At 71.8% G+C, this 21,023-nt stretch carries 20 protein-coding genes; 8 read left to right on the forward strand and 12 right to left on the reverse strand.

Annotation, left to right across the window (positions count from 1 at the left end; translation table 11 throughout):
• The first annotated feature begins 12 nt into the window (after window positions 1-12).
• Window positions 13-228 (forward strand): hypothetical protein, encoded by a 216-nt coding sequence (locus ASF27_RS15935; protein ID WP_056361565.1) that lies wholly within the window; start codon window positions 13-15, stop codon window positions 226-228.
• Between the two features lie 150 nt (window positions 229-378).
• Here the strand turns inward: ASF27_RS15935 and ASF27_RS15940 are convergent, their stop codons facing one another.
• Entirely contained in the window at window positions 379-1,299 is a 921-nt protein-coding gene (locus ASF27_RS15940) for a hypothetical protein (RefSeq protein WP_056175576.1), read from the reverse strand.
• Window positions 1,300-1,380: 81 nt separating this feature from the next.
• Window positions 1,381-3,453 carry a M3 family metallopeptidase gene (locus ASF27_RS15945; RefSeq protein WP_244473006.1) on the reverse strand — a complete coding sequence of 691 codons (2,073 nt, stop codon included), beginning with the start codon at window positions 3,451-3,453 and terminating at the stop codon, window positions 1,381-1,383.
• 273 nt (window positions 3,454-3,726) lie between these two features.
• On the opposite strand from ASF27_RS15945, the gene ASF27_RS15950 reads away from it, so the two are divergent.
• On the forward strand, window positions 3,727-4,599 hold the full coding sequence (locus ASF27_RS15950; RefSeq protein WP_056361663.1) for an extensin family protein: 873 nt from the start codon (window positions 3,727-3,729) through the stop codon (window positions 4,597-4,599).
• Window positions 4,600-4,686: 87 nt separating this feature from the next.
• Entirely contained in the window at window positions 4,687-5,937 is a 1,251-nt protein-coding gene (locus ASF27_RS15955; RefSeq protein ID WP_056361568.1) for a L,D-transpeptidase, read from the forward strand.
• On the opposite strand, the gene ASF27_RS15960 is transcribed toward ASF27_RS15955, so the two are convergent.
• Genes ASF27_RS15960 through ASF27_RS15970 form a run of 3 tightly spaced genes read right to left on the reverse strand, consistent with a single transcriptional unit; the run spans window position 5,924 to window position 8,777 of the window.
• Entirely contained in the window at window positions 5,924-6,652 is a 729-nt protein-coding gene (locus ASF27_RS15960) for an ABC transporter permease subunit (protein ID WP_056361573.1), read from the reverse strand. The genes ASF27_RS15955 and ASF27_RS15960 overlap by 14 nt on opposite strands.
• A complete protein-coding gene (locus tag ASF27_RS15965; protein WP_056361576.1) occupies window positions 6,649-7,836 on the reverse strand; it encodes an ABC transporter permease subunit in 1,188 nt (395 codons plus the stop codon). The genes ASF27_RS15960 and ASF27_RS15965 overlap by 4 nt, the downstream gene beginning before the upstream one ends.
• Window positions 7,833-8,777: a glycine betaine ABC transporter substrate-binding protein gene (locus ASF27_RS15970; RefSeq protein WP_056175590.1), complete on the reverse strand. Its 945-nt coding sequence runs from the start codon at window positions 8,775-8,777 to the stop codon at window positions 7,833-7,835. The genes ASF27_RS15965 and ASF27_RS15970 overlap by 4 nt, the downstream gene beginning before the upstream one ends.
• A 296-nt stretch (window positions 8,778-9,073) precedes the next feature.
• Between ASF27_RS15970 and ASF27_RS15975 the strand changes: the two genes are divergently transcribed.
• Window positions 9,074-9,463 carry a response regulator gene (locus ASF27_RS15975; protein WP_056175593.1) on the forward strand — a complete coding sequence of 130 codons (390 nt, stop codon included), beginning with the start codon at window positions 9,074-9,076 and terminating at the stop codon, window positions 9,461-9,463.
• A 3-nt stretch (window positions 9,464-9,466) separates the two neighbouring features.
• On the opposite strand, the gene ASF27_RS15980 is transcribed toward ASF27_RS15975, so the two are convergent.
• Together ASF27_RS15980 and rsmI are read right to left on the reverse strand one after the other, a co-directional pair.
• On the reverse strand, window positions 9,467-9,862 hold the full coding sequence (locus tag ASF27_RS15980; protein WP_056361668.1) for a YraN family protein: 396 nt from the start codon (window positions 9,860-9,862) through the stop codon (window positions 9,467-9,469).
• Window positions 9,849-10,814, reverse strand: a complete 966-nt coding sequence (gene rsmI / locus ASF27_RS15985) for a 16S rRNA (cytidine(1402)-2'-O)-methyltransferase (protein ID WP_056361671.1) — start codon at window positions 10,812-10,814, stop codon at window positions 9,849-9,851. The genes ASF27_RS15980 and rsmI overlap by 14 nt, the downstream gene beginning before the upstream one ends.
• 120 nt (window positions 10,815-10,934) lie before the next feature.
• Here rsmI and ASF27_RS15990 point away from each other — a divergent pair, with 120 nt between their 5' ends.
• Window positions 10,935-12,203: a penicillin-binding protein activator gene (locus ASF27_RS15990; protein ID WP_056361579.1), complete on the forward strand. Its 1,269-nt coding sequence runs from the start codon at window positions 10,935-10,937 to the stop codon at window positions 12,201-12,203.
• 155 nt (window positions 12,204-12,358) lie between these two features.
• On the opposite strand, the gene hemW is transcribed toward ASF27_RS15990, so the two are convergent.
• Entirely contained in the window at window positions 12,359-13,537 is a 1,179-nt protein-coding gene (gene hemW / locus ASF27_RS15995) for a radical SAM family heme chaperone HemW (protein WP_056175598.1), read from the reverse strand.
• Between the two features lie 308 nt (window positions 13,538-13,845).
• Here hemW and ASF27_RS16000 point away from each other — a divergent pair, with 308 nt between their 5' ends.
• Window positions 13,846-15,012 (forward strand): DUF2778 domain-containing protein, encoded by a 1,167-nt coding sequence (locus ASF27_RS16000; protein WP_056305014.1) that lies wholly within the window; start codon window positions 13,846-13,848, stop codon window positions 15,010-15,012.
• Window positions 15,013-15,163: 151 nt separating this feature from the next.
• Here ASF27_RS16000 and rdgB read toward each other — a convergent pair whose 3' ends face one another.
• The 3 genes from rdgB to ASF27_RS22400 form a co-directional block, all read right to left on the reverse strand.
• Complete coding sequence (gene rdgB / locus ASF27_RS16005) at window positions 15,164-15,799, reverse strand: RdgB/HAM1 family non-canonical purine NTP pyrophosphatase (protein ID WP_056175603.1); 636 nt, start codon at window positions 15,797-15,799, stop codon at window positions 15,164-15,166.
• The gene (gene rph, locus ASF27_RS16010; RefSeq protein ID WP_056175606.1) at window positions 15,796-16,554 is read right to left on the reverse strand and encodes a ribonuclease PH; all 759 of its coding nucleotides are present in this window, start codon (window positions 16,552-16,554) and stop codon (window positions 15,796-15,798) included. Before rph ends, rdgB begins: the two co-directional genes overlap by 4 nt.
• Window positions 16,555-16,662: 108 nt before the next feature.
• Window positions 16,663-16,983: a hypothetical protein gene (locus tag ASF27_RS22400; protein ID WP_056175610.1), complete on the reverse strand. Its 321-nt coding sequence runs from the start codon at window positions 16,981-16,983 to the stop codon at window positions 16,663-16,665.
• A gap of 290 nt (window positions 16,984-17,273) precedes the next feature.
• Between ASF27_RS22400 and hrcA the strand changes: the two genes are divergently transcribed.
• On the forward strand, window positions 17,274-18,332 hold the full coding sequence (gene hrcA, locus ASF27_RS16020) for a heat-inducible transcriptional repressor HrcA (RefSeq protein WP_200918873.1): 1,059 nt from the start codon (window positions 17,274-17,276) through the stop codon (window positions 18,330-18,332).
• Window positions 18,333-18,425: 93 nt separating this feature from the next.
• Here the strand turns inward: hrcA and ASF27_RS16025 are convergent, their stop codons facing one another.
• Window positions 18,426-19,322, reverse strand: coding sequence for a DUF1236 domain-containing protein (locus ASF27_RS16025; protein WP_056361675.1), 897 nt, complete (start codon window positions 19,320-19,322; stop codon window positions 18,426-18,428).
• A gap of 321 nt (window positions 19,323-19,643) precedes the next feature.
• Between ASF27_RS16025 and ASF27_RS16030 the strand changes: the two genes are divergently transcribed.
• Entirely contained in the window at window positions 19,644-21,002 is a 1,359-nt protein-coding gene (locus ASF27_RS16030) for an MFS family transporter (protein ID WP_056175617.1), read from the forward strand.
• Window positions 21,003-21,023 lie beyond the last annotated feature (21 nt).

Here is a 21,023-nt window from a genome sequence, read left to right on the forward strand (position 1 = left end):
TCGGTGAACGCCATGCCAGTGTTCGAAGCCAAGAATCTCGATGCGGAGTTCGAGGGCCACGCCTTCCTCGCCGCGATCCTGCACCCCTCCCAGGAGGCGCAGACACGGGCACTCACGCACGGACGCAACCGCGCCCTGCGCGCCTCGATCATGGCCGACCCGATGACCATCGAGCCGCATTATCCCATGTGCCACTGCGACGTGGAGATCGAAGCGCAGGCGACCTGAGGCTCGGTCCTCGGCCGGCGCTGAACTGCCTCGACCATCGAGCCCGACCACCGGGGGAATTCGAGTCGCCTGCCCCAGACCGGGACGGCGGCTTTTTCATTGCGAACCGTGCCTCGGAAGGCCGGTACGGCTGACCAAATCCGGCGCAGCCTACCAAGCCTGCGGGGTGATCACGCCCTGGCGGGTCACGACGGCCCAGGCCCGGCCCCGGCGCTCGATGGTCTCGATGCGGCCGACGCCCGGGACCGTATCGCCGATTCCGACCTCGACGAGGCGGCGCTTGCGATCCTCCAGAACCGCGATGCCGTCGTAGACCTCGCGCACGGCCCAGTTGTCGCTGGCGGGCGGCTTCGACGCCGCCTGCGCCTTGGCATCTGCCTGCACCTTGGCTTCGGCCTGGATCTTGGCTTCGGCCAGGACCTTGTCGGCCTGGAATCTGTCGGTCTGGACCTTGGCGTCCGGAAGCGATCCGGTGACCGTGGGCTCCGGCTTCACGGCGGCCGGTGCCGTTGAGGCGCTTCGCTTCTCGACCTGGGCGGTCAGGGTCGCGAGGCGCCCGGCCTGGTCCTTCTCGGTCTGTTCGAAGCGTTCGCTCAGGGTCGCGAACTTGGCGGCGAGGGTCTGTTCCGTCCGGGCGACGCGATCGACCACGGCGGTGCTGCGGGTCCGCGCCTCCGTGCGGGCCGCGTCGACGGTCTCCTGCGTGTGCGCGACGGCCTTGCCGACCTGCCCAAGGGCCGTGGTCAGGCGTTCGGTCTCGGCCTGCGCCGCGCCGAGCTGGCGCTGGATGTCGGCCATCGCTCCCGTCGCACGGTCGTCGCCCGTCGCCGCGAGGCGGCTCGCGCCGGCGCCGACGACCCCCCCGAGGAGCAGGGCCGCCCCGACGAGGCCGGCGAGACGCGGATCGATCCGGCGAAAGGCAGGCACCGCCGCGCCCAAGCGCGAGGTGTTCCCGAGCGCGGCGTCCCCCGTGGCGGGCTTGGCCGCAGCCTTCGTCCTGGCGCCCATCACCGCCCGCTTGAGCAGGGCTTCCGGCGAGGTGTCCGACGCCGTTCCGACCGTGTCCGTCATGACCAATGCTTCCCGAAGATGTCAGGAAGCATTGGTTAAGCATGCTTGTTTACGGAAGGGTTACCAAGGTGGGCCCGTCCATCAGGCGGCCAGCCCCCGCTTGCGCAGGAGCGGGTCGATGCTGGGCAGCCGCCCGCGGAAGGCCGTGTAGGCCTCGCCCGGATCGCGCAGGTTGCCGGCGCCGTAGACGAACTTGCGCAGACGCGCCGCCGTCTCCGGATGGAAGATGTCCCCGGCTTCGCGGAACGCGTCGAAGGCGTCGGCGTCGAGCACCTCCGACCACAGGTAGCTGTAATAGCCCGCCGCGTAGCCGTCCCCGGAGAAGATGTGGGCGAAGTGCGGGGTCCGGTGCCGCATGGCGATCTCGGCCGGCATGGCGATGCGCTTGAGGGCGTCCGCCTCGAAGGCCAGCACGTCGAGGCCGGCCTCGCCGGCATTCGACAGGTGCAGGGTCATGTCGACGATGGCCGACGACGTGTACTCGATGGTGGCGAAACCCTGGTTGAAGGTGCGGGCCGCCAGCAGGCGCTTCAGCAGGTCTTCGGGCATCGGCTCGCCGGTGCGGTGGTGGCGGGCGTGCCGGCGCAGGACCTCGGGCTGTTCGAGCCAGTGCTCGTAGAGCTGCGACGGCAGCTCGACGAAATCACCCGCCACCGCCGTGCCGGCCAGCAGCGGATAGGTCACGTCGGAGAGGAGCCCGTGCAGGGCGTGGCCGAATTCGTGGAACAGGGTGCGGGCGTCGTCGAAGGACAGCAGCGTCGCCTCGCCCTCGGGGGCTTTGGCGAAGTTCATCACGTTGACGATGATCGGCCGGACCGTGCCGGCGAGGCGCTCCTGCGAGCGGAAGGCGCTCATCCAGGCGCCGCTGCGCTTCGACGCGCGGGCGAAGTAGTCGCCCAGGAACACGCCGACGTCCGAGCCGTCGGCGTCGCGCACGGCCCAGGCGCGCACGTCCGGGTGGTAGCGCGGCACGTCCGCGAGTTCCTCGAACTGCAGCCCGAACAGGCGCGTCGCCGTGTCGAAGGCGGCCGCGATGACCCCGTCGAGGGGCAGGTAAGGCTTGATCTCGCCCTCGTCGAGATCGTGCTCGGCCCGGCGCAGCTTCTCGGCGTAGTGGCGCCAATCGTGGCGGGCGAGGCTGAAGTTGTGCCCCTCCGCCTGGACCAGCCCCTGGAGCCGGTCGCGCTCGGCCGCCGCCTGCTGGTGGGCCGGCGTCCAGACGTTGCGCAGGAGGTCCATGGCGTTGTCCGGGGTGCCCGCCATGGTGTCGGCGAGCTTGAAGTGGGCGAAGCTGTCGAAACCGAGGAGGCGGGCGCGCTCGGCGCGGAGCGCCACGATCTCCGCGATGATGCCGCGGTTGTCGGTCTCGCCCCCGGTCTCGCCGCGCTTCGACCACGCTTCGTAGGCGCGCTCGCGCAGGTCCCGGCGGGTGGAGAACACCAGGAAGGGCTCGATGAGGGAGCGCGACAGGGTGATGACGTGGCCGTGCTTGCCCCCGCGCTCCTTCGCGGCGGCGGCGGCGGCATCGCGCAGGAAGTCGGGCAGGCCGGCGAGATCGTCGGCGCCGTCGAGGGGCAGGGCGAAGGCGCCCTCGTCGGCGAGCAGATTCTGGCTGAAGCTGGTGCCGAGCTCCGCCATGCGGCCGGCGATCTCGGCCATGCGGGTCTTGGCCTCGGGGGCGAGGTCGGCGCCGGAGCGGCGGAAGCGCGTGCGGTAGCGGTCGAGCACCCGGCGCTCCTCCGGCCCGAGATCCTCGGCGTCGGCATCGACGGCGGAGATGCGGGCCCAGAGATCCGGGTTGAGGTAGATGGCGCTGCCGTGGCGGGCGAGGCGCGGGGTGATGGCGCGCTCCACCGCCTGGAGGTCGGGGTTGGTGTGGCTGCCGCTGAGGTTGAAGAACACGCCCGCGACCCGGTCGAGGGCGTGGCCGGCCCGCTCCAGGGCACCGACGGTGTTGTCGAAGCGCGGCGCCTCGGGGTTCTTGGCGATGGCGTCGATCTCGGAATTGTGGGCGGCGAGCGCCGCCTCGAAGGCCGGGAGGTAATGGGCGGGCGCGATGCGCTCGAACGGCGGCAGGCCGTGGGGCGTCGCCCAGTCGCGCTCGGCGAAGGGGCCGAGGGAGGCGGTGGACGTCGAGGGGGTACCGGCGGTCATGGTCATCCTGGGTCTATGGGCTCGGACGTGTCGGCCGCACGGTAGGCCCAAGTCCGGCGCGCGCAAGTCCGGCGCGCGCGAGGTCCGACGGTCGCGTGCGCGAGGCCGATGGTGCGCGGCTGTTGCGGCGCTGCCCTTGTCCCGGGGCGCCGATGCGCCGATCGTGCGGGCACCGTCGACCGCCTTGCAGGGTCGAGGTCCGGACAGGATTGGAACCGGATGCCCGCGCCCTCGCCCAAAGCCGCACCGGCCCTGTTCCGCTGCGGCCTCGTGATGCTGGCGCTCTGCGGGGGCGCCCGCGCGCAAGCCGGGACGGCGATCCCGGTGCCACCGCCGGCACCGCCGGCCCGCCCGGCGGAGCTCGTGACCGGTCCGCCCGAGCCCGGCCCGTCCCTCGACGCGCCGCGTCCGCCCGAGCGCCCGCCGGAACTGACCACCCCGGCCGTGAAGGCGCCCGAGATCAAGCCGGACGACACCAAGCCCGCGGAAACCAAAGCTTCCGAGACCAAACCCGCCGAGACCAAACCGGCAGAGCCCACGCCCCTGCCCCCGGCGCGTCCGCCCGAACTCTCCGGCGAGGCGGCCCTCGCCGTGACGGTCGCGGCGGCCGACGACACCGCCTGCCGCCAGCGCCTCGAGCGCCTCGGCGCCCGCTTCGAACCCGTGCCCGCCCTCTCGGACGGGCAGTGCGGCGCGGCACGGCCCCTGAAGATCACGGCGCTCGCGGGCGACCTCGCCCTGAACCCGCCCGCCACCCTCGTGTGCGGCGCCGCCGAGGCCCTGGCGCGCTGGGCCACGGAAGCGCAGACCCTGGCCGAGCGCGACCTGTCGCAGCCGCTCAAGGGCCTGAGCCTCGGCACCACCTACCTTTGCCGGGGCCAGAACCACGATCCCGACGCCAAGCTGAGCGAGCACGCCTTCGCCAACGGCATCGACGTCATGGGCTTCACCTTCGCGAACCGCGCCGTCATCGCCGTAGCCCCCCTGCCCGAGGGCACGCCGGAGGCGGCCTTCCTCGCCCATGCCCGTGCCAAGGCGTGCGGCTTCTTCCGCACGGTCCTGGGGCCGGGCACGGACGCGGCGCACGCCAACCACTTCCACCTCGACGAACGCGAACGTACCGCCGGCCACCGCCTCTGCCAATAATTCCCATCGGCGGAACGGCTTGCGGTCGGTCACGCTTGTTCCGGCGCGTGGGCGACGGCGCCCCGGGCAGGATGCGGACGCTGGACGATGCGTAGATTTTCGATGATGGGCGGCGTCTCTCTGCTGGCCCTGGCCTGCCTCGCCGGCGGCGTGGCGGCGGCTCCGGACAAACAAGCCGCCGGCCAGGAAGCCCTCGGTAAGGAACCTCCCGGCAAAGCCGACGCGGCTTCGTCGGCCCTCACCCGCGACGCCATCGAGGCCGCCGCCCCGGCATCCGCCAGCAAGTCTTCCGACACAAAGCCCTCCGACGGCGAAAAAGTCCGTAACGAAAAAGTCCGTAACGAAAAGGTCCGGACTAAGAAGACCGCCAAGGCCGACGACAAGCGGCCCGATCCGCTTCTGGTGAAGGTGCAGGTTCTCCTCGACCGGGCACGGTTCTCCCCCGGCGCCATCGACGGGCGCGACGGCGAGAACATGCGCGGCGCCCTCGCGGCCTTCGCCACGGCCAACGGCCTGCCGGCCACCGAGGCGGTGAACGCGGAGGTGTTCGAGAAGCTCGCGGCGACCAGCACCGAGCCGGTGACGGCCGAGTACACCCTGACGGAGGCCGACGTGGCGGGGCCCTACGTGGCCACGATCCCGCCCAAGATGGAGCGCCAAGCGGACCTCGAGGCCCTATCCTACACCAACCCGCGCGAGATGCTGGCCGAGCGGTTCCACATGGCCCGCGCCCTGCTCGTGGCCCTCAACCCCGACAAGCCCCTCGACAAGGCCGGTACGGTGATAACCGTCGCGGCGGTACCGGCCCTGGAGACGGGCAAGCCCAGACCGGACGAGAAATCCAAACCGGAAGAAAAATCCAAGGCCGACGATAAATCCAAGGCCGACGACACGTCGAAATCCGAGGACAGGCCGACGAAGGACGTCGCCCGCATCACCGTCGACAAGACCACCCGGCACGTGCGTGCCTTCGACAAGGCCGGCAAGCTTCTGGCGTTCTATCCGGCCTCCATCGGCAGCGCCGAGAAGCCGGCGCCGTCGGGCAACACCAAGGTGAAGGGCGTCGCCTTCGCGCCGACCTACACCTACAACCCGAAATACGCGTTCAAGGGCGTGAAGACGAAGGAGAAGTTCACGATTCCCCCTGGCCCCAACAATCCCGTGGGCGTGGTCTGGATCGATCTCGCGATCCCGTCCTACGGCATCCACGGCACGCCGGAGCCCGAGAAGGTCGGCAAGACCGAATCGCACGGCTGCATCCGCCTCACGAACTGGGACGCGCGCAGCCTCGCCCTGCGCGTCGCCCCGGGCACCGAGGTGGCGTTCAAGGACGATTGATCCGGAACGCCGCCGCCAGCCCGAGCAGGGCGGCGTCGCCGAGGAAGGCCAGGGCCGCCGTGGCGGCGGCCCCCTGGAGCATCGGTACGGTGTTCTGGTTCTGCAACCCGGCGACGATGGGGGTGCCGAGGGTGGAGGCGCCCGCGAGCGCCCCCACGGCGGCGGTGGCCACCGCCAGCACCAGGGCCGTGCGCAGGGTCTCGACGATCTCTGACGCGGCGAGGGGGAGTTCGACGGAAAACAGGATCTGCTGGCGGGTCATCCCCATGGCCTCCGCCGCCGCCATGGCGTCGCGCGAGACCGCCTCCAGGGCGCCCACGGTGCCGCGCAGGGCCGGCATCACCCCGTAGGCCACGAGTGCCAGCAGGGTCGGCGGTCCGCCGAACCCGAGGATCGGCAGGGCGAGGGCCACCACCACCACGGGCGGCACCGCCTGCGCGCCGGCCGCGAGGCCGTCGATGGCTGGACGGAAGGCGGCGCCGGCCCGGCGGGTCGCCAGGATGCCGAGGCCGAGCCCGAGGGTCGTCACCAGCCCGAGGCCGGTCCCCGCGAGCACGAGGTGCTGCACGGCGAGGGCGAGGAGGCGGTCGAAATCCAGCGCCCGGCGCGGTGCCTCGCCGAGGAGTTTCGCGAGTTCGGTCGCGACCACCGGATGGCTGACGGCCGCCAGGACAAGGCCGATGAGGCCGATGGGCACCATGCGCCGCAGCCTCATGCGGGCGCTCCGACGCGCATCCGATCTTCCACCCCGCTCAACGCCCGCTCGGCGACCAGGGACAGGGCGATCACCGGCACGGCGCCGAGGAGGATGAGATCGGGGGCGAACTGCGCCATGCCGTCGAACACGATGCGGCCGAGGCCGCCGGCCCCGATGAGGGCGCCGAGGGTGGCGAGGCCGATGGCCTGGACCGCAGCGACCCGCAGGGCGCCGACGAGTTGCGGCGCACCCAGCGGCAGGCGCAGGCGTACGAGGATCTGTGCGTCCGTGAGACCCAAGGCCCGCGCCGCGTCGAGGCTGTCGGGGTCGGGCGCCCGCAACGCCGAAGCGAGGCCGCGCCACAGGGGCAGGAGCAGGTAGGCGGCGATGCCGACCACGGCCGGTCCCGGCCCGAGGGCGGAGAGGCCGAGTTCGCGCAGCGCCGGCACCGCCCGCAGGAGGCCGCCGGTGAGTGCCACCAGGGCGCCGAGCAGGGCCACCGCCGGCACCACCTGAAGCCCCCCGACCACGATCCCGACGAGATCCTGGCCGCGCCGCCACAGGGAGAGCCCGATCGTCACGGGGATCGCCAGCGCGAGGGCGCCGCCCGCCAGGGCGAGATGCTCGACGAAGGCGGCGTGCAGGGCCGCGCGCCGGCCCGCATACTCGACGGCGAGCGACAGGGCCGCGAAGGTCCCGGCCCGCCCGGCCACGATCAGTCCGACCCCGACGAGGAGCACGATACCGAGCCCGAGGCCGGGACGGCGCCCGCGTTGGACGGCGACCCCAAGGGCCGCGGCGAGCAGGGCGGCGGCGAGCCACGCCCCGGCGCCGAGACCGGCCCGCGCCGCCGGAGGCTCGGCCGCCATCCGCAGGGCGGCGCCGTGTCCGATTCCCCAGGCCAGAAGCCCGGCGGCGGCGAGGAGCAGGGCCAGGGCGACGGCACCGGCCCGGCCTCCGGATGCGGATGCCAGGAGGCCCGCCGCGGGGGCGGACAGGACGAGCACCCCCGGCAGGGCGGGCCCGAGACCGGCCCAGCCGGCCACCGGAACGCCGGGAACCAAGCGATTGGCCGCGATGGTGAGCAGCGGCCCGTGGACGAGGGCTGCCCCTAGGCCGACGAACCAGGCGAGCGCCAGCACAGCCGGCAATCCGCGCGCGGCACCGGCCGCCCGTCCGTGGGCCTGTCCGGGGGCGCTCATCTCAGGAACCCGCGCTCCGTCAGGTAGGTGCGCGCCACGGTCTCGGCCACGACGCCCTCCACGGTGATGCGGGCGTTTAGCCCGCGCAGGGTCGGGGCGTCGAGGCCGGTGAAGATGCGGGCGAGGGCTGGGCGGATCTCGGGGTGGCGGGAGAGGGTTCCGGCCCGGATCACCGGCGCGACCTCGTAGACGATCTGCGCGCCCTTCGGGTCCTCCATCACCACGAGGTCCAGGGCATCGAGGGCCCCGTCCGTGCCGTAGACCATGCCGGCATCGACGCCGCTGATCCCCTGCGCCGCCGCGCGGGCCGTCACCGCCGTGTCGCCGCCCGGCAGGCTGACGATGCGATCCAGCGGCATCCGGAACCCGTAGGCGGCCTCGAAGGACGGCAGGGCGGCGGGGCTCTCGACGAACTCCGTCGAGGCGGCGAGCCGGATCAGGCCCCGCCCCACGGCCCGGGCGAAATCCGCCATGGTGGCGAGCCCTTCGCGCCGGGCGAGGGCACCGTTCACGGCGATGAGCCAGGTGTTGTTGGCCGGCGCCCGATCGAGCCAGACGAGGCCGCGGCCCGCATCCGCGCGGGCGATGGCGGCGAACGCGCCGTCCGACGTCTTCCAGGCGGGGTCGGACACCGTATCGGTGAAGAACGCCCCGTTGCCGGTGTATTCGGGATAGAGGTCCACCTCGCCCGACAGCAGGGCGTTGCGCACGATCAGCGTCGGGCCGAGGCCGAGCTTCGTCACCACCGCCAGGCCGAGGGCTTCGAGCGCCAGGGCGATCATCGCCCCCGTCAGCGCCCCCTCCGTGTCGCTTTTGGAGGCGACGACGAGGGGGGCAGCGCTCCGCGCCGGTCGTGACGGGGCAACGGCCGCTCCCGCAAGGCCCGCGAGCAGGATGCGCCGGTCGAGGACGTGTGGGCGAGGTGGAAACCGTTCCGACATAAATCCCTTCACCCCCGGTGCGGGGATCCTATTCCGGCCGGCTGAGACGCAAATGTATCACTTCGTAACATCAACGTCTTTCGGCGTCGTCCGGAGCCGGGGAAGCGCTTGACACGCTCGGCGGAACGGGCGACGGCTCGCTTCGTCCCGGAACGGCCCACGTCGTACCGGATCTTCGGCAATGTTGTCGCGCTCGCGGTCGAGGGTGGAAGCACCTGAGCCGAGGTCGATCCAAGACTCCTCTTTGTAGACGACGTTTCCGAACCCGGAACGAATCGAAGGGAAGAAGCCCCGGCGTGAGTGCTCAAGTGGACGAAGACCTTCTGAACGGGGCTCGCGTGCTTGTCGTCGAGGACGAGGCGGCGATCTCGATGCTGCTCGAGGACATGCTGCTCGATTTCGGATGCACGGTGGTGGGCCCCGCCGCCCGCCTTTCGACGGCCCTCGAGATGGCGCAGGTCGAGAACTTCGAAGTGGCGATCCTCGACGTGAACGTCGCCGGCGAGCCGATCTATCCGGTGGCCGAGGCCATCGTGAAGCGCAACCTCCCCATCGTGTTCTCCACGGGCTACGGCGGTGCCGGCATCCGCGAGCCGTTCCGCGATCGTCCCGTCGTGCAGAAGCCGTTCAGCCAGGCCGACCTCAAGCGCACCCTACTCGCCGCCGTCGCCGCCGCGCGGGCCTGACTCTCACCGCCCGTCCAGGGGAAACGCGTCGGCCACGTGGGCCGGCCAGCGCCCCGGTGCGACCAGCACCGCATCCGCCCGCAGGGTGAACCCGGCATGGGCCGGATGCGCCGTGATCCAGCCCCGCACCGTGCGCGAGAACCGTGCCCGCTTTCGCCCGTCGATGGCGTCGAGGGCCGTCGCCAGGTCCGCCCGTGCCTTCACCTCGACGAACGCGATGGTGCGTCCGCGGCGGACCACGAGGTCGATCTCGCCGCCCACGGCGGCGTAGCGCCGGGCCAGCGGCCAGTAGCCCTTCAGCAGGAGCGCCAGCAGCGCGCGGGTCTCGCCCGTGAGGCCGCGTCCGTGGGTGGCGCGCCGCCGGGCGGCATCCTTGGTGCGGGGCTCAGGCCTCGTCATCGGTCCGCCGGGACAGGGCCAGGGCGCGGGCATAGACCACCCGGCGCGGCTGGCCGGTCTCGTCGGCCACCAGAGCGGCGGCGTCCTTGATGGAGTGGCGGGCGAGCGCCGCCGTCAGGGCGGCATCGAGGCCCGCATCGGTCTCGGCCTGATCGGGCTCCTCGGTGCCGGTGCCGATGATCACCACGATCTCGCCCCGCGGCGCCCCCTCCTCCGCGAAGGTCGCCGCGAGGCCGCCGAGGCTGCCGCGCCGGATGGTCTCGTAGAGCTTGGTCAGTTCACGGGCGACCGCCGCTGGGCGATTGGACCCCAAGACCTCGGCGGCGTCGACGAGCATCTCGGGCAGGCGGTGGGGCGATTCGAACAGCACCAGGGTGCCGGGGACCTGCGCCAGCGCCTCCAGGCGGTTGCGGCGCGCGCCCGCTTTCTGCGGCAGGAAGCCCTCGAAGAAGAACCGGTCCGTGGGCAGGCCGGCGGCGACGATGGCGGTCATCACCGCCGACGGGCCGGGGATCGGCGTGATCCGGATGCCGGCCTCGATGGCCGCCTGGACGAGCTTGAACCCGGGGTCGGAGACCAGGGGCGTGCCCGCGTCCGAGACCAGGGCCAGGGCCTCGCCGGCCTGCATCCGGGCGATCATCCGCTCGCGCACGGCGGCGTTGGAATGCTCGTGATAGGCCACCAGCGGCGTGGTGATCCCGTAATGCATCAGCAGGGTGCGGGTGACACGGGTGTCCTCGGCCAGCACCGTGTCGGCCGCCGCCAGGGTGGCGAGCGTCCGGAACGAGACGTCCCTGAGGTTGCCGATGGGCGTCGCCACCACGTGCAGCCCCGGATCGAGGGGCTCGGCTTCCGCCGCGAGACCGAAGGCCGTGAAGGTGGAGATGGGCTTTGCCGGCCCCGCCGGGGCGTCCCGGCGCGGTCGGCCCGGCTTGTCGCTTCGCTGTGTCATGGCCGGGACCATGCCATGCCGGCGCCTCCGTGCGGAATGCGTGTATCCCCCGGCACGCACATTTACTTTTGCGAACGACACTCCCAACGTGACGGGACGCTCGGCGACAGGGGGGCCGCGATGACACGCGCGAAGTGGCGGCAGATGGGCGTCTGGGGCGTGGGTGCCCTGGCGTCGGCCTTGGCGCTGACCCTGGCGGGCTGCATCGGCGGCCCCGACGGCGGCCCGCGTGCCGGACGCCGGTCCGCGCCGCCCGTGGTCGCCGCGTCGCCGCCGGCCGATCTCCCCCCCACGGACTTGCCCCCGGGCGAGACCGGCCCGGGACCGGCCGCCTCCGGGACCCGGATCGGCACCGGCGCGGTGAAGGTCGCCCTCGTGTTGCCGCTGACGGGCCCCGGCGCGGCCGTGGGGGCGGCGCTCCGCAACGCCGCCGAACTCGCCGTCGAGGATTTCCAGAAACCCGACCTCCAGATCCTGGTGAAGGACGATCGCGGGACGGCGGATGGCGCCCGCGAGGCCGCCCAGGCGGCCCTGGCGGACGGGGCCGAACTCGTGCTCGGTCCGCTCTTCGCCGCCAACGTCCAGGCGGCGTCCGTGGCCACCCGCGCGGCGGGCAAGCCCGTCATCGCGTTCTCCACCGATGCGGCGGTGGCGGCGCGCGGCGTCTACCTCTTGAGCTTCCTGCCCCAGGCCGAGGTCGACCGCATCGTCGACGAGGCCGTGGCCAAGGGCCGGCGCTCCTTCGCGGCCCTGATTCCGGAGAACAGCTACGGCAACGCCGTCGAAGCGCAGGTCCGCGAGGCCGTGGCGCGCAAAGGCGCCCGTCTCGTCGGCATCGAGCGCTATGCGCCGGGCAATCCCGGTCCGGCGGTGGGGCGGCTCTCCGGCCTGATCACGGGCGGGGGCGCCCAGGCCGACGCCCTGTTCCTTCCCGATACGCCGGACGGCCTCGCCACCCTCGATCCGGTGCTCGCCAAGGCCGGGTTCTCGCCGGGCCGGGTCAAGCCCCTCGGCACCGCCGTGTGGAACGATCCCCGCGCCTTCGCCCTGCCCTCCCTCCAGGGTGGCTGGTTCGCGGCCCCCGACGCGGCGGGCTTCTCGAGCTTCTCGCAGCGCTATCAGGCACGGTTCGGGGCCGTGCCACCGCGGGTGGCGACCCTCGCGTACGACGCCGTATCGCTCACGGCGGCGCTCAGCCGGCAATTCGGCTCGCAGCGCTTCGCCGACACCACGCTCACCAACCCGTCGGGCTTCTCCGGCGTCGACGGCACCTTCCGGTTCCGGCCCGACGGCCCGAGCGACCGGACCCTCGCGGTCTACGAGATCCGCAGCGGCGCCCCCGCGGTGGTCAGCCCGGCGCCCCGGGTGCTCGGGCCCTCGGGGACGTGACCGGAGCCTCGGCCAACGAAGGGCGAACCGGTTCTCGGTGACGCCGATGCAGGCGGAGGAGCCTCGGCCAACGAAGGGCGAACCGGTTCTCGGTGACGCCGATGCAGGCGGAGGAGCCTGGACCGGCGAACCGGACGCCCGGTCGGCCCGGTGATTCAGGCGGCCAGCGCCGCCACGACGGCGTTGAGCACCGGGGCTCCGCGCGGGGTCGCGGCGATGCGGCCGCCGGCGCTCCGGGCGAGGAGCCCGTCGGCCACCAGGGTCTCGATCCGGGCGGCGTCGAGGACGCGGCCCTTGAGCGCGGCGTAGCGGGCCGGGTCGATGCCCTCCGACAGGCGCAGGCCCATCATCAGGAATTCGTCGCCCTGGTCGGCCGGCAACAGCCGCTCCGTCTCGATGATGCCGTGCCCGTCGCGCTCGACCCGGGCGAGCCACGCTTCGGGTGCCCGCTCGGTGACGGTGCCGAGCCGCCCGTCAGGGGCCACGAGGCGCCCGTGGGCGCCGGGGCCGATGCCGGCGTACTCGCCGTAGCGCCAGTACAGGAGGTTGTGGCGCGACTGTGCGCCGGGGCGGGCATGGTTCGATATCTCGTAGGCCGGGAGCCCCGCCCGGTCGCAGACCTCCTGGGTCACGTCGTAGAGGGCGCGGGCATGTTCGTCGTCGGGCGGCACCAGCTTGCCGGCGGCGGCGAGGCCGAAGAACGGCGTGCCGGGCTCGATGGTGAGCTGGTAGAGCGAGAGGTGCTCGGCCGCCCGGGCGATGGCCCCCTCGAGTTCCGCGCGCCACGCCGCGAGGCCCTGGTCGGGCCGGGCATAGATGAGGTCGAAGGAGTAGCGCTCGAAATGCGTCGCCGCGACCCGCACCGCCGCCATGGCTTCCTGCGCGGTGTGGAGCCGGCCCAGGGCCTTCAGGGCGGCATCGTCCATGGCCTGGACGCCGAGCGACACCCGGTTGACGCCCGCCGCCCGGTAGCCGCGAAACCGCTCCGCCTCGACGCTCGTCGGGTTGGCCTCCAGGGTGATCTCGACGTCAGGCGCGACGGCCCACGCGCCCGCGACGGCATCGAGCAGCCCCGCCACGGTGGCGGGCCGCATCAGGGAGGGCGTGCCGCCGCCGAGGAACACGCTGGACACGGTGCGGCCGGGCGTCCGCGCGGCCATGTGGGCGATCTCGGCCCGGAAGGCCGCGAGGTAGCGGACCTCGTCCACGGGCGCGTGGCGCACGTGGCTGTTGAAATCGCAGTACGGGCACTTCGCGGCGCAGAAGGGCCAATGGACGTAGACCCCGAAGCCCGCGTCGCGGGTCGGATGGTCCGGGCCTGTCGGTTCGGTCATGGCCGCGATGTGCGCGCGCGCCGCGCGTTTGGCAATCCCGACCTTTTTTCCGGATGCGCCGCCGCGTGCCGCCGCCGGATGCCCCCGCCTGTGTCGAACTGAACCAACGCGGCCGGTTTTCCTGCGCGAATACGCTGATGCGCTTCAGGCGAGATTAACCAAGCCCGTGCTTACTCACGGACACTTACGGTAAATCGTTCCCTTCACGGTGACTCCCGATTTCGTGTCAGGTCCGCGCGGTGCACCCGCGCGGACAGGGCTCGGCGCGGGCTGCCCGAACGGGACATGCGTATCGAGTTCGAGTCCCCATGACCTATGTCGCGCTCCGCTCGCACCGCTCTCCCCGGCAGGAGCGTCGCCGCCGCCGCAACCGCGTGCTGCTCGCCGTTTCGGTGGGCGCCCTCGGCCTCGCCGGAGCCCGCCTCGGCGGCGGGATCGACGCGGCGCCGATGAGCGTCGCAGCGGTACCGGCGAGCGTCGCAGCGGCGTCCGAGACGGCCGCCGCCCGGCCGCTGCCCGCCGACTACGCCTGGATGCTCGATCCCACGCCCGCCATCGGCGCCACCCTCCTCACCGGTCCCCTCTCCCTGGGGCCCCTGGCTTCGGGCTTCCAACGGGCCGAGCCGGCGCCGGCCGTCGACGTCCGGGTCGCCGCCGCCGATGCCCCGCCCGAGGCCGCCCCGCCCGAGGCCGCCCCTTCGGCGGTGCAGATGGCCGCGACCCCGGCGCGCTCCACGCCCGTCGCCGCTACCCTGCCACGCCCCGAGCAGGTCGCCCTGTCGGTGCCGCTGCCGATACCGTTGCCGGTCCCGCGCCCGGCCGAGTTCCGGCGCGCGCCCGTCGCCGTCACCGCGCGCCTCGCCCGGCGTCCCGCCCTGCCCTCGACCCAGAGCGTGTTCCGGGCGGCGGGCGTCGAGGAACCCTCCCTGTTCGATCGCATCTTCGGCGATGCCCCGGCCCCCACGGCCTACGCCTCCGTGGACGGTGCGTCGGAGGCGGTCCCGTCGCGCCAGCGCCTGGTTCCGGGGCCCGCCCCGGTGGCGGGCGGCGGCATCGCGATCTACGACATCACCGCCGGGCGGGTGACCCTGCCCAATGGCGAGGTGCTGGAGGCGCATTCGGGCCTCGGACCGAGCCAGGACAACCCGCGCAACGTGCATCTCACCATGCGGGGCGCGACGCCGCCCGGCACCTACGATCTGCGCGAGCGCGAGGCCCTGTTCCACGGGGTGCGGGCGATCCGCCTCAACCCCGTGGGCGGCCCCGCCGCGATCCACGGCCGCGTCGGCCTCCTCGCCCACACCTACATGCTCGGACCGAGCGGCGCGTCCAACGGCTGCGTGGTCTTTCGCGATTACAACCGCTTCCTGCAGGCGTATCTCCGCGGCGAGGTCCAGCGCCTCGTGGTGGTGGCCGGCAACGGCCAGGACGGACCGCCCCTGAACGGGCGTCGCTACGGCTTGGCGAGCCGCTGAGCATTTTCAAGCGAGGTGGATACCGGCTCGCGTGAAGAAAATGCGACCAAACAATAAGTTAGCGAATTTTCCGTGATCGGAGGATCATGGAAAATACTCTAGGGTGCCGGCGGCTCCGGCCGCCCCCTCAGGCCGGGCGCCGCAGGCAGGCTTAGATTGGCCGCCGCAGGCAGGCCCGGGCCAGGAGCACGAAGGCCCGCGCCCGGTGGGAAAGGGCGTCGCCCGTTTGCCAATCGACGCCGTGCTTTTCTTCCGAAGAAATCTCCCCGAACGTCCGGTCGTGGCCGTCGGGCAGGAACAGGGGATCGTAACCGAATCCGCTGGTGCCGCGCGGGGACACGATCTGCCCGAACACCCGGCCCTCGAAGGTCTCGGTGTGGCCGTCGGGCCAGGCGACGACGAGGGCGGAGACGAAGTGCGCCCGCCGCGTGGTGTCGCCACGCTTCTCCATCTCGGCCGCGACCCGCGCCATGGCGCCGCCGAAATCCTTCGACTCCCCGGCCCAGCGGGCGGAGAACAGGCCCGGCGCCCCGTCGAGGGCGTTCACGCACAGGCCGGAATCGTCGGCGAAGGCCGGCAGGCCGGAGGCCTGGGCCGCCGCGTGCGCCTTGATGGCGGCATTCTCCGAGAACATGGTGCCGGTCTCGTCCGGTTCGGGCAGGCCGAGCTCGCCGGCCGAGACCGCCGCGATCCCGAAGGGCGCCAGCAATTCGCGCATCTCCACGAGCTTGCCGGCATTGTGGGTCGCGACGACGACCCGGCCCGAGAGGATGCGGTGCTGGCTCATGCGGAGGCCTTCTTGTCCGTGACGCGCTTGTCGGCGGGTTCGCGCGCGATGGTGTCTTTCTGGAGAGCGACGAGGCGCTCGGTGCCGCCCTTGGCCAGGCGCAGGAGCGCCATGAGCTCCTCTTCCGAGAACGGCTTGCCCTCGGCGGTGCCCTGGACCTCGACGAGGCCGCCCGAGCCGGTGACCACGAAGTTGGCGTCGGTCTCCGCCCCCGAATCCTCGGCGTAGTCGAGGTCGAGCACGGGCACGCCCTTGACGATGCCGCAGGACACCGCCGCCACGTGATCGCGCAGGGGATCGACGGAGATGATCGAGCGGGCGCGCATCCAGGCGAAACAATCGTGCAGCGCCACCCAGGCGCCCGTGATGGCGGCCGTGCGGGTGCCGCCATCGGCCTGGATCACGTCGCAATCGACGGTGATCTGGCGCTCACCCATGGCCGGCAGGTTGGTGACGGCCCTGAGACTCCGGCCGATGAGGCGCTGGATCTCCTGGGTGCGGCCCGACGGCTTCCCCGAATTCACTTCGCGCCGGGTGCGCTCGTGGGTGGCGCGCGGCAGCATGGAATACTCGGCCGTGATCCAGCCCTTGCCGGAGCCGCGCAGCCAGGGCGGCCCGCGCTCTTCCAGGGAGGCGGTGCACAGCACCTTGGTCTCGCCGAAGGTGACGAGGCAGGACCCCTCGGCGTAGCGGGCCACGGCGCGCTCGAGGGTGACGGTGCGCAGATCGTCGTTGGCGCGCTTCGAGGGCCGCATCGCCGCTCTCCCGGTTGAGTGTCAGGACGCGGCTCTTAGGCGCCGGGCGCGGCTGCGGCAACGCCCCGACCGAAAAGGGCGCCCACCGGGCGCCCCTCCGAACGTCTCTCAGTAGAAGTGACGACGGCCGTAGCCGTGGTGGTGACCGCGGTGATGACCGAAGTGACGGCCGTAATGGCGACCCCGGTGATGGCCGAAATGATGGCCGAAGTGGCGGCGGTGGCCGTAATGGCGGTGGTGATGACGGTGATGACGGCCATAGCCGCCGTACTGGACCTCCGTGAGGGCGGCGGCCGGGCCGGCGACCTCCGTCGAGACCATGGCGGGGGCCGCCTGGGCGCCTTGGGGCGCGGCGACGAACATGGCGCCGATCATGGCCAGCACGATGGCCAAGGACCGGATCAGACCGGAACGGGATGTGTTGCGCATATGGGACTCCTGACGCCACGCGGGGCCGGCCTTACACGGACTTCGAGCTTGGCCGGACAGGTGAGCGGTGTGGAACGCACGATGGGCCCGGACGGCTTCATCGAAGCGCGGTTTTTCTTTTGGCCCATCGTTCCTGAAGGGCGGATGAAGCGTGCCCTGTCCCGCCGCAGCCCGCGTTCCGATGCGGACGCGCGCCGCCGCCTTGTGCGAGGGCCCCCGCGCGGACACAATCGTGGCCCAGGAAAACCGTCGTGACCGAGCCCGCCCGCCCCTTCTCCGCATCCCAGCCGATGCATGTCCTCGCCGCGCCCAACGAGCGGGCGCGCGAGATTTTCCGGCAGATCGTGGAGAGCTACCTCACCACCGGCGAGCCGATGGGATCGCGCAACCTCGCGCGCATCCTGCCCATGACCCTGTCGCCGGCCTCCATCCGCAACGTGATGGCGGATCTGGAGCATTCCGGGCTCATCTTCGCGCCCCATGCCTCCGCCGGACGGCTGCCGACGGAGCAGGGCCTGCGTTTCTTCGTCGATGCCATGCTCGAACTCGGCGATGTCGGCCAGGACGAGCAGGCGCGGATCGAGGCGCAGATGCGGGCGGCGGCCTCCGGCCACACCTTCGAGAGCGCGCTGGCCGAGGCCTCGACCCTGCTGTCGGGCATCTCGCGCGGTGCCGGCGTGGTGCTGACCACGAAGACCAACGTGCACCTGAAGCACATCGAGTTCGTGCGCCTCGACCCGGCCCGTGCCCTGGTGGTCCTCGTCTCCGACGACGGCTCGGTGGAGAACCGCCTCCTCGACCTGCCGCCCGGCCTGCCCGCGAGCGCCCTGCAGGAGGCCTCGAACTACCTCAACGCCCGCCTCCAGGGGCGCACACTCGGGACCCTGCGGGCCGAGATCGAATCCGGCCGCCAGGCGATGAAGCGCGAACTCGACGTCATCACCGAGCGCCTCGTCGATGCCGGCCTCGCCGTCTCCGTCGGCCCGTCCGACGCGCGCCAGCTCATCGTGCGCGGTCAGGCCAATCTCCTGGACGACCTGCGGGCCGTCGAGGATCTCGAGCGCATCCGCCTGCTGTTCAACGACCTCGAGACCCAGAAGGACGTCATCGAACTCCTGTCCCGGGCCGAAGGCGGCGAGGGGGTCCGCATCTTCATCGGCTCGGAGAACAAGCTGTTCTCCCTGTCGGGCTCCTCGATGATCGCCGCACCCTTTCGCGATGGGGCCCAGAAGATCGTCGGCGTCGTGGGGGTGATCGGGCCGACGCGGCTCAACTACGCCCGGATCGTCCCGATGGTGGATTACACCGCCCGCGTCGTCTCGGGGCTGCTCGACCGCAGCAAGCGCTGAGACGAGAGCAAGCGCTGGGACGAGAGCAAGCGCTTGAACGAGAAAAGGCGCCGCCTCGCGGCCGCGCCCTCCCCGTCTTCCAGATGAAGCCGCTCAGCCGCGGATCACGTCGACGATCTCGTAGGTGTCGGGATCGACGATGACGATGTCGTCGTCCACCAGCACGTAGCGGTAATCCTCGTATTCCGGCGCGATGCGGACGATGTCCGGCGGCAGGTCGTAGAGGGTGTAGCTGCGGGCGATGGCCGTGCCGACGGTGAGCGCGAAGGCGCCGGCGGCGAGACGCGGAATGCCGCGCCGGATCACGCTCTGGCGGAACTCCGTGCGCTGCGGCGCGCCGAGGCGGCCATAGGCGCCCCGGACCGCGCCCCGATCCCCGCGATCTCCTCGTGCTCCGCGATCGCCCCGGTCGCCGCGATCGCCCCGGTCGCCGCGATCGCCGCGATCGCCGCGATCACCCCGGCCATCGCGATTCCCGCGATCGGCCTTGCCGTCCCGGTCCGTCCTACCATCCCGGTCGGCCTTGCCGTCCCGGTCGCCTCGACCGTCGCGGTCACCCCGCTCGCCGCGATCGGTCGCAGCGCCGCGATCTGGCTGACCGTCGCGGTCGGTCCGGCCCTCGCCACGTCCGGCGCGGCCGTCTTCCGTGCCCCGGTTCGGGCCGCCCGCCGGGCTGCCGCGCTCGGCAGCACCGCCCCGCTCGGCAGCACCACCGCGCTCGCCGGCACCGCCGCCCACACCCGCGCCTCCTCCGGCCGGGCCGCCACGCTCGGCACCGGCGGCACCCGCCGCACCGGCGCCCGGGCCGCCGGCACCGCCGCGTCCGCCCCCTGCGCCACCCCCGGCTCCGCCGCCCGCACCGATGCCGGCGCCGCCACCACCGGCCCCACCGCCGGCCGCGCCGCCACCCGGGCCGCCCTGACCGAAGGCCGCCGTCGCGCCGATGACCAGGGCCGCGGCCGCGACCGTGCTCCGAAAGAGTTTGCTCATGGTTTTGTTTCCCGCCCCGTCGATGGACAGCGCCGTTCGGCGCCGATGCGCAGCCGCAACGAGGACGTCCCAGAAACCGTTCCGCATTTTCCCCGGATCGACTTGCGCGGGGACTTTCGTTTGGGCGCGAGAGGCCGAATGAAAGCTTGAGCGCAGATCTTCCACGGCCGCGTTGCCTGCGGTCATTTTGGCATCCGCCGGTGCTCTTGCGAATTTTTCCGCGGAGCTTAACGTCGCCGCACAGCAGGCCCGGGCGGGACCATGCTAAAAAAATAATGAGCCAATTCAACAACATCCCAAATAAAACAGGGGGAGACGCGCATGTCGGACGGTGCCGGAATCATGACGCCGAGGCTCGACGAGGCGGCGGACAACCGCCGCCGGATCAAGGCCATCGTCGCATCCTCGTCGGGCAACCTCGTCGAGTGGTTCGACTTCTACTGCTACGCCTTCTTCGCCCTGTACTTCGCGCCGGTGTTCTTCCCCGAGGGCGACGACACCAGTCAGCTCCTGAAATCGGCGGCCGTCTTCGCCGTCGGCTTCTTCATGCGGCCCATCGGCGGGTGGCTGTTCGGGCGCCTCGCCGACCGCCTCGGCCGCAAGACCTCGATGATGATTTCGGTGCTGATGATGTGCGCCGGTTCGCTGATGATCGCCGTGCTGCCGACCTACGCGAGCGTCGGCCACCTCGCCCCGGCCCTGCTGCTCCTGGCCCGGATGATCCAGGGCCTGTCGGTGGGCGGCGAGTACGGCACCAGCGCCACCTACATGAGCGAGATCGCCATCAAGGGCCGGCGCGGGTTCTTCGCCTCGTTCCAGTACGTCACCCTCATCGGCGGCCAGCTCCTGGCCTCCCTCGTGCTGATCGTCCTGCAGAGCGTGCTCACCGCCCAGCAGCTCACCGCCTGGGGCTGGCGCATTCCCTTCGTGATCGGGGCGCTCGCCGCCGTGGTCGCCCTGTACCTGCGCTCGTCGCTGACCGAGACCGCCACCAAGGCGGACATGAGCTCGAAGGAATCCGGCACCTTCGCGGCCCTGTTCAAGCATTGGCGCGCGTTCTGCGTGGTGCTGGCCTACACGGCCGGCGGCTCCCTGAGCTTCTACACCTTCACCACCTACATGCCGAAGTACCTGTTCAACACGGCGCATATCGACAAGATTACCGCTTCGCAGATCTCCACCGCCGCGCTGCTGGTCTACATGATCATCCAGCCGTTCTTCGGCTGGCTCTCGGACAAGATCGGCCGCAAGGCCAACATGCTGCTCTACAGCGGACTCGGCACCCTCATGGTGGTGCCCCTGATGACCACCATCGGCAGCACCACCAACCCGGTCCTGTCCTTCGCCCTGATCATGATCGGCTTGACCGTGATCAGCTTCTACACGGGCATCTCCGGTATCGTGAAGGCGGAGCTGTTTCCGACCCAGGTGCGGGCGCTGGGCGTGGGCCTGTCCTACGCCATCGCCAATTCCCTGTTCGGCGGCACCGCCGAGATGGTGGCGCTCTACCTGAAGCAGATCGGCTCGGAGAGTTCGTTCTTCTGGTACGTCACCGTGATGCTCGGGATCGCCTTCGTGGCCTCGCTGATCATGCCGAACCCCAAACGTCACGGTTATCTCGACGGCGACGGCACCGTCGAGGAGGCCTTGGGGGCGAAGGGGCGCGTGGTCCACGCCTGACCTCGGGCGGGCGTGGGCGCC

Source organism: Methylobacterium sp. Leaf102 (genome assembly GCF_001422425.1).
Taxonomy (GTDB): domain Bacteria; phylum Pseudomonadota; class Alphaproteobacteria; order Rhizobiales; family Beijerinckiaceae; genus Methylobacterium.